The sequence below is a fragment of the Lysinibacillus sp. GW821-FHT14F06 genome, assembly GCF_058803665.1.
The window spans coordinates 45,933-51,940 of record NZ_JBXAPF010000034.1; the positions used below are offsets into that span (position 1 = coordinate 45,933).

Below are 6,008 nucleotides of genomic sequence, written 5' to 3' on the forward strand. Positions count from 1 at the left end.
GATGATATTTAAAAACTTACCCTAATATGAGATAAGTTTTATCATTTCAATGTAGCTACATACTAAATTAGGCAATCTTCAATCTTCATAAACTGGACTATTACATAAATCCCACATATAAAGAGAGCACCATAGTCATAATCTAAATGTCCAAAGTATATAAACATAAGGAGGGCATACAATTGCCTTGCTTAATTACATTCATTGCGATTTATCGTAGCTAAATGAAAGTTAGCTGTAAATATCCGTCGACAAAATGAAATAGTATGTAAGCATTATGATTCTATTGCAATTCTACAAAAAACAAAAATATTCTATTTTAAGTATTGTTTTTAGTGTATTATGTAGATAATGATGTTTTTTACGTAAAGGGGACGTGATGACATTTGAGTTTAACAAATCATCTCAGAGTGTTTATTTGTGTAGTGTTTATGGGTGTATTAGTGGGGTATGTTTTTAATGCCAAAAAGGATATAACGGACAATGAATATATTGAAGTAGTCAAAGAAGGATATTTGTCCAATTTTTCAGATGTAACGGTTCGTAATGCATTTAATTATGCGTTTTTTGAACCTTATTGGCGATATTATGAGGCAAAAACAGGGGAGCATGTTGTCGAATTATCAGGTGATATTACGTTTCAAGGGAAAAAAGGACATGCCATATTACAATTTGTTGTAGACGAACAAAACATGGCATTTTCTGCTCATGCGATGAAGTTTAATGATGATGTGTTAAGTGTTGAGCAAAAAAACAATTTGATTGGCATGGTTTATAAGACTTGGCAGATGAAGCAGCTTGCTTATCAATAAGCTTTTTTATTTTATAAAAAATGCATCCTATATTACAGTAGAAAGGGGAGTCTACAGAGAGAGAGGATGTTTTCAATGAAGTTAAGTATTTTAGATCAAATGCCTATACCGAAAGGTCACACGGCTGAGGAGGCATTTCAACGTACAGAACAATTGGCATTTTTAGGTGAAGCGCTTGGCTATCATCGTATGTGGCTAGCGGAACACCATAATAGTAACTCATTGGCAAGCTCTGCTCCAGAAGTTACAGCTGCTTTTTTAGCTGCGAAAACGAAGCGACTTCGTATTGGTACTGGTGGAGTGATGATGATGCACTACTCACCGTATAAGCTAGCAGAGGTCTTTAAAACATTAAGTGGCTTGGCACCTAATCGAATTGACTTTAGTGTTGGCAGAGCCCCTGGTGGCGATCATGCCGCTATTTATGCACTAGCAGAAGGGCGAAGACAGCGTTTTACGGAGCAATATGACAAGTTTGAAATTATATTAAAATTGATGAATAACCAAAAGACGGGCGAATATGTCTATGATCAGGTTATAGCAGCTCCCGTTGATATTCAGTTACCTGAGGCATGGTTGCTGGGGTCTAGCGGACAAAGTGCGATGCAGGCAGGACAGCTTGGTGTGGGCTATTCATATGCTCAATTTTTTACAGGCAATATGTCAAAGGATATTTTCGATTCTTATAGAGCTTACTTTACTCCTTCCTATTACATGGAAAATTCTCAAATTATCGTTACCTATGCTGCAACTGTTGCAGATACCTTAGAGGAAGCAGAATATTTGGCTAAGCCTATTGATATTACACGGTTGCACTTGATGAAAGGGCAAATCATTCAAGGAATGTCACCCGACGAGGCAAAGGATTTCCCGCTGACCGAAATGGATAAAATGTCAATTGCGAATAATTGCAAGGCTAATCTTGTAGGAACACCTAAGGAAATCGCTGACTTTTTAGTAGCAGAGCAAGAGCACTATGGCTTTGACGAAGTTATGCTGAACTGCAACCAATATGAACAAGAAAGCCGCATGAATTGCTATAAGCTACTTGCTAAAGAATTATTATAGAAACATAAAATGTCCAATGCTTGTTGATTTCCGCATTGGACATTTTTTTATATTTTAGCAGAGCCACTAACAAACTCCGCTCCTTTATAATACATATTTTTAACAAGCACGTTTGGACCTAAGCATTTGACTGCTGGACAATGACAGTTAAGTGACTTTGCTAAATCCGTGGCCATCCATTTGTCAAAAATAGCTGGTAACTCATCATTCACAATATTGCCAAGTGCTGGTGTATCGCCAAAGTCTGTGACAATAACATCACCTGAGAAAATATTGATATTTAAGCGAGAGCGACCATCTGGATCATTACGCATCGTAACATTTTTTGCTTCTCTTAATTGTTTCAAAAGCAGTTGATCTTTTTCATTTATACTACAAGGATAGAAAGGTAGGGTACCAAATAGCATCCATGTGTTTTCATCTCGAACATCCAGCAGATGATGAATCGCATCACGAGTTTCCTCTAGTGATAAAGAGGTAAGGGCACTGGCAAAATCAGAAGGGGATGTATCTGAATCTTGCATCTTTGGGAACTCAGTCATACCAGCGAATCCGCTATCATACATAGGGTGAATTTCATGCCTAGCACACCCCATTTCCTCAATGACTTGCTTATGAATCTTCTCTAAGTAAGGTAATGTTTTTTTGTTCAGCATTGTCTCAGCTGATACCAATACCCCCATTTCAGATAGAGCCTTAGCATTTTTAATCATGTTATCAAACAATGCTTCTCTTTGTTCTCTAGTAGGTTTTCTTTTCATCATGCCAAAACCTACATCAATAAACTCATCTACAGTTCCCCAGTTATGAGATATGTGTAGTACATCTAAATAGGGTGCTATGAGTTTGTATCTCTCTAAGTCTAATGTCAGATTAGAATTTATTTGAGTTTTTACTCCACGCTTATGGGCATATTTCAATAAAGGCAGTACATAGTTTTCTACAGATTTGAGAGACATCATAGGCTCTCCTCCAGTAATACTCATGGAGCGTAAGTGAGGTATCTCCTCTAATCTTTGTAGTAGTAGCTCTATTGGAAGTCCTTTAGCATCTTTGTGTGACAAGGTATGACCTACAGCACAGTGGGAGCATCTCATGTTACAGAGGTTTGTAGTGGTAAATTCAATATTGGAAAGAGTGAGCTGTCCATGCTGTTCTATGTCGAGGTAAGACTCCCATGCATCATTTTGAGGTGTAACTTTGGAGATGGTATTAATCTGTTCATTCATTTCAATTACTCCTATCTATTAAATACTTCTTTATTATGAGTAATTGGAGTAACATATGTCAATGTATCCGTCTGTTGTAAAAAACAATGCAATATGGAATGTAATAAATATTGCATCTACTTAAGAGCAAGTAATAAATGGTATATTACATAGATAAACATATCAGGAGATGAAGTTTAAAGATGGCAAAGGAGAAAAGAAATCAAGTCCTAGGATATGTCAGGAAGTCAAGACTCAAGGACTCAAAAGGAATGGAGATTGACAGACAGATTGAGCTGTTAGAGGACTATGCAGAACAACATAAACTAGATGTAAAAATATATATGCTGAGCAGGGTAGCTCAGAGGATTGGGAAGGTAGGCCACAATTACAAGCTATGCTAATAGAGCTACAGATAGGTATATATGATGGGGTCCTAGTAACAGACCAAGATAGGATTGTGAGGGATAACTTTGATTTTCTAAAGTTTATAAAGATATTAGCTAACAATGGCTTACTATTGTATACACTCAACAAAGTCTATAACCCATTAGATGATGGTGATGCTTTCTTCTTAGGTTTACAGGGTGAGATGGATACTAGGCTAATGAAAATTACTAAGAGAAAGCTCAAAAGAGGTAGAATACAGGCTATTAACAAAGGAGTTTACTTTGGAATTGCTCCATATGGATATACTAAGGATACAGATAAGCACTTATTACCTTTAGAGAATGAGGCTCAAGTTGTTAAAGACGTCTTTGATATGTATGTTAATCAGGGACTTAATCAAGCTGAGATATGTGAGCAGTTGACTCTGAAAGGTAAGAAGTCTAGAAAAGGTAAAGCCTTTACTCCTAGAGCCACCTCCCTAATATTATCTAATGTAGCTTATAAAGGTATTGTACATTATGAAATGGAGGGAGAGCCTGTTATACATGTAGAGGAGGCTCATCCTGCTTTAGTAGATGAGAATACATGGGATAAAGCGCAGCAGATAAGAAAGGTCAAAAGGAAAGTACCTCAGCAGTCACAGAGAGGAATATATACTTTATCTAGACTGTTAATATGTCTTGAGTGTAAGCAAACCTTATCTTTTTGTATGAAATACAATAACAGAAAAGGTAGAGCCAAACTAGATAAGGACAGTAGGGATCTTTATATATTAAATTGCTATTCAAGTAAAGGGCAGGAGCTAGGACTGAGTGGAATGAGTCAGGTAAAACTAGATGTAAAAACAATGGAGTTAGGGCAAATAGGATTGAGGAGGCTTTGTTTGCTAAGCTCAAAGAAAATCTAAAAGACATAAATGATAGAATTAATGCTGTAGTATCAGGTGAGATAGATGTAATATCTGTTGTAGAGAAAAAACAGCAGGAACTAACTATACAGCATATCAAGCTAGATGAAGAAAAGAAAAGGGTACAAGATGGATACAAAGCAGGTATCTATGAGGCCGAAGAGGCTATTGCGGAGATAAAAAGAATAAAGGAGCAACAGAAAGCTATACAGCAGGAGTTAAAGAGTATGGAGGGAGCAGACGTTAAGGAAGAAGTAGATAAGCTACAGGAGCAAAAAAATAAGATACAGTATCTGCTTTCTATGGATATTAAAGCTAATCCAGCTAAGACAAACAAGCTGTTACATGAGATTATTGATAAGGTCTACTATTGGAAAGAGCTTACTGATAATGGTGGAGAAACAGACTTTGTAATAATACCTGTATATCACGGTGAGAGTGGGACTGATGATCTTTACAATAATAAAATACAGGATGAAGCGAAAAAACAAGAATATTTAACCTGAGAGGTTTGCTCACTCTTTATGTCACTGTTATTGAAATGGTAACCTTTTTGTAGGGTCGTCATAATTCGTACATCTTCCTTTCTAGCAATCTATTGTCTCATATTCGTTGCTATTTTCAAATATGAAATTATCAAAAGTGCTATTTTTAGGGTAATTATCGCCTTCATTTATTGAATAATCTGCTTGATCAAACCAAATATTGGATAAAGAAAAACGATTTTGCTGTTATTTTTTTAGAAAAACGTTATGATAGTAAGAGCGAAATGGTAATATAGCACCAAAGAAAGTAGGAAATAACATGACAAAGTATGAAACATTATTGTTTGATGTAGATGACACTTTATTAGATTTTGATGTTGCTGAAAATGCAGCACTTAACCATTTATTTAAGCAGGAAAACATCATAGCAACCCCAACATTGGTTGCACGTTATAAAGAAATAAATGAATCTATGTGGCGTGCTTTTGAACGTGGTGAAGTGGCTAAAGATACGCTACATAATACGCGATTTTCTATTGCATTAAAGGAATTCGGCTATGATGTTGATGGTACCTATTTTGAAGCAATTTTTCAGAAATATTTGCAGGAGGCACACCATTATGTAGAGGGTGCCTATGAAGTCATTCAGCAGCTAGCTAATGACTATGATTTATATGTTGTATCTAATGGTAAAACAGGTACTCAAAATAAACGATTACAGGATGCACAACTAGCTCAATTTTTTAAAGGCATCTTTATATCAGAGCAAACTGGCTTTCAGAAACCAATGCCAGCCTTTTTTGACTACGTTTTTGAACGTATTGATGGGTTACAAAAGGATAAAACATTAATTATTGGCGATTCATTAACATCTGATATAAAAGGCGGATTACAAGCAGGCATTGATACATGCTGGTTTAATATACGCCATATTGATAATACAAGTACGATTCAACCGCATTATGAAATTAAAAAGCTATACGAGCTACATGTCCTATTAGACAATAAAATAACACTTATATAGAAACATGCTTACTACACTTCGCAAATTGAAGTGTAGTTTTTTGTGTGCGCCCGGCATGTGCATGAACTATAGGGTGTAAGTCCCGAACCCCGAAGACAGAAGTAGAGGTTAGCC

Annotated in this window: 7 protein-coding genes and 1 pseudogene; 7 read left to right on the forward strand and 1 reads right to left on the reverse strand. The window is 36.2% G+C overall.

Annotated elements, in window-relative coordinates; genetic code table 11:
- Positions 1–386 precede the first annotated feature (386 nt).
- Both AC1RNS_RS21970 and AC1RNS_RS21975 read left to right on the forward strand, forming a co-directional pair.
- Positions 387–812: a hypothetical protein gene (locus AC1RNS_RS21970; RefSeq protein WP_492995748.1), complete on the forward strand. Its 426-nt coding sequence runs from the start codon at positions 387–389 to the stop codon at positions 810–812.
- Between the two features lie 75 nt (positions 813–887).
- A complete protein-coding gene (locus AC1RNS_RS21975; RefSeq protein ID WP_492995749.1) occupies positions 888–1,880 on the forward strand; it encodes an LLM class flavin-dependent oxidoreductase in 993 nt (330 codons plus the stop codon).
- A gap of 47 nt (positions 1,881–1,927) precedes the next feature.
- Here the strand turns inward: AC1RNS_RS21975 and yfkAB are convergent, their stop codons facing one another.
- Entirely contained in the window at positions 1,928–3,109 is a 1,182-nt protein-coding gene (yfkAB, locus tag AC1RNS_RS21980; protein WP_492995751.1) for a radical SAM/CxCxxxxC motif protein YfkAB, read from the reverse strand.
- A gap of 182 nt (positions 3,110–3,291) precedes the next feature.
- On the opposite strand from yfkAB, the gene AC1RNS_RS21985 reads away from it, so the two are divergent.
- From AC1RNS_RS21985 to AC1RNS_RS22005, 5 genes and pseudogenes are all read left to right on the forward strand, one after another.
- Positions 3,292–3,492 carry a hypothetical protein gene (locus AC1RNS_RS21985; RefSeq protein WP_492995753.1) on the forward strand — a complete coding sequence of 67 codons (201 nt, stop codon included), beginning with the start codon at positions 3,292–3,294 and terminating at the stop codon, positions 3,490–3,492.
- Positions 3,486–3,695 (forward strand): annotated as a pseudogene (locus AC1RNS_RS21990) (recombinase family protein); the annotation flags it as partial. The gene AC1RNS_RS21985 and the pseudogene AC1RNS_RS21990, both read left to right, overlap by 7 nt.
- On the forward strand, positions 3,696–4,385 hold the full coding sequence (locus AC1RNS_RS21995) for a recombinase family protein (protein WP_492995758.1): 690 nt from the start codon (positions 3,696–3,698) through the stop codon (positions 4,383–4,385).
- Positions 4,358–4,891, forward strand: a complete 534-nt coding sequence (locus tag AC1RNS_RS22000) for a hypothetical protein (protein ID WP_492995754.1) — start codon at positions 4,358–4,360, stop codon at positions 4,889–4,891. Before AC1RNS_RS21995 ends, AC1RNS_RS22000 begins: the two co-directional genes overlap by 28 nt.
- Positions 4,892–5,189: 298 nt before the next feature.
- Positions 5,190–5,894 carry a YjjG family noncanonical pyrimidine nucleotidase gene (locus tag AC1RNS_RS22005; RefSeq protein WP_492995755.1) on the forward strand — a complete coding sequence of 235 codons (705 nt, stop codon included), beginning with the start codon at positions 5,190–5,192 and terminating at the stop codon, positions 5,892–5,894.
- Positions 5,895–6,008: the final 114 nt, after the last annotated feature.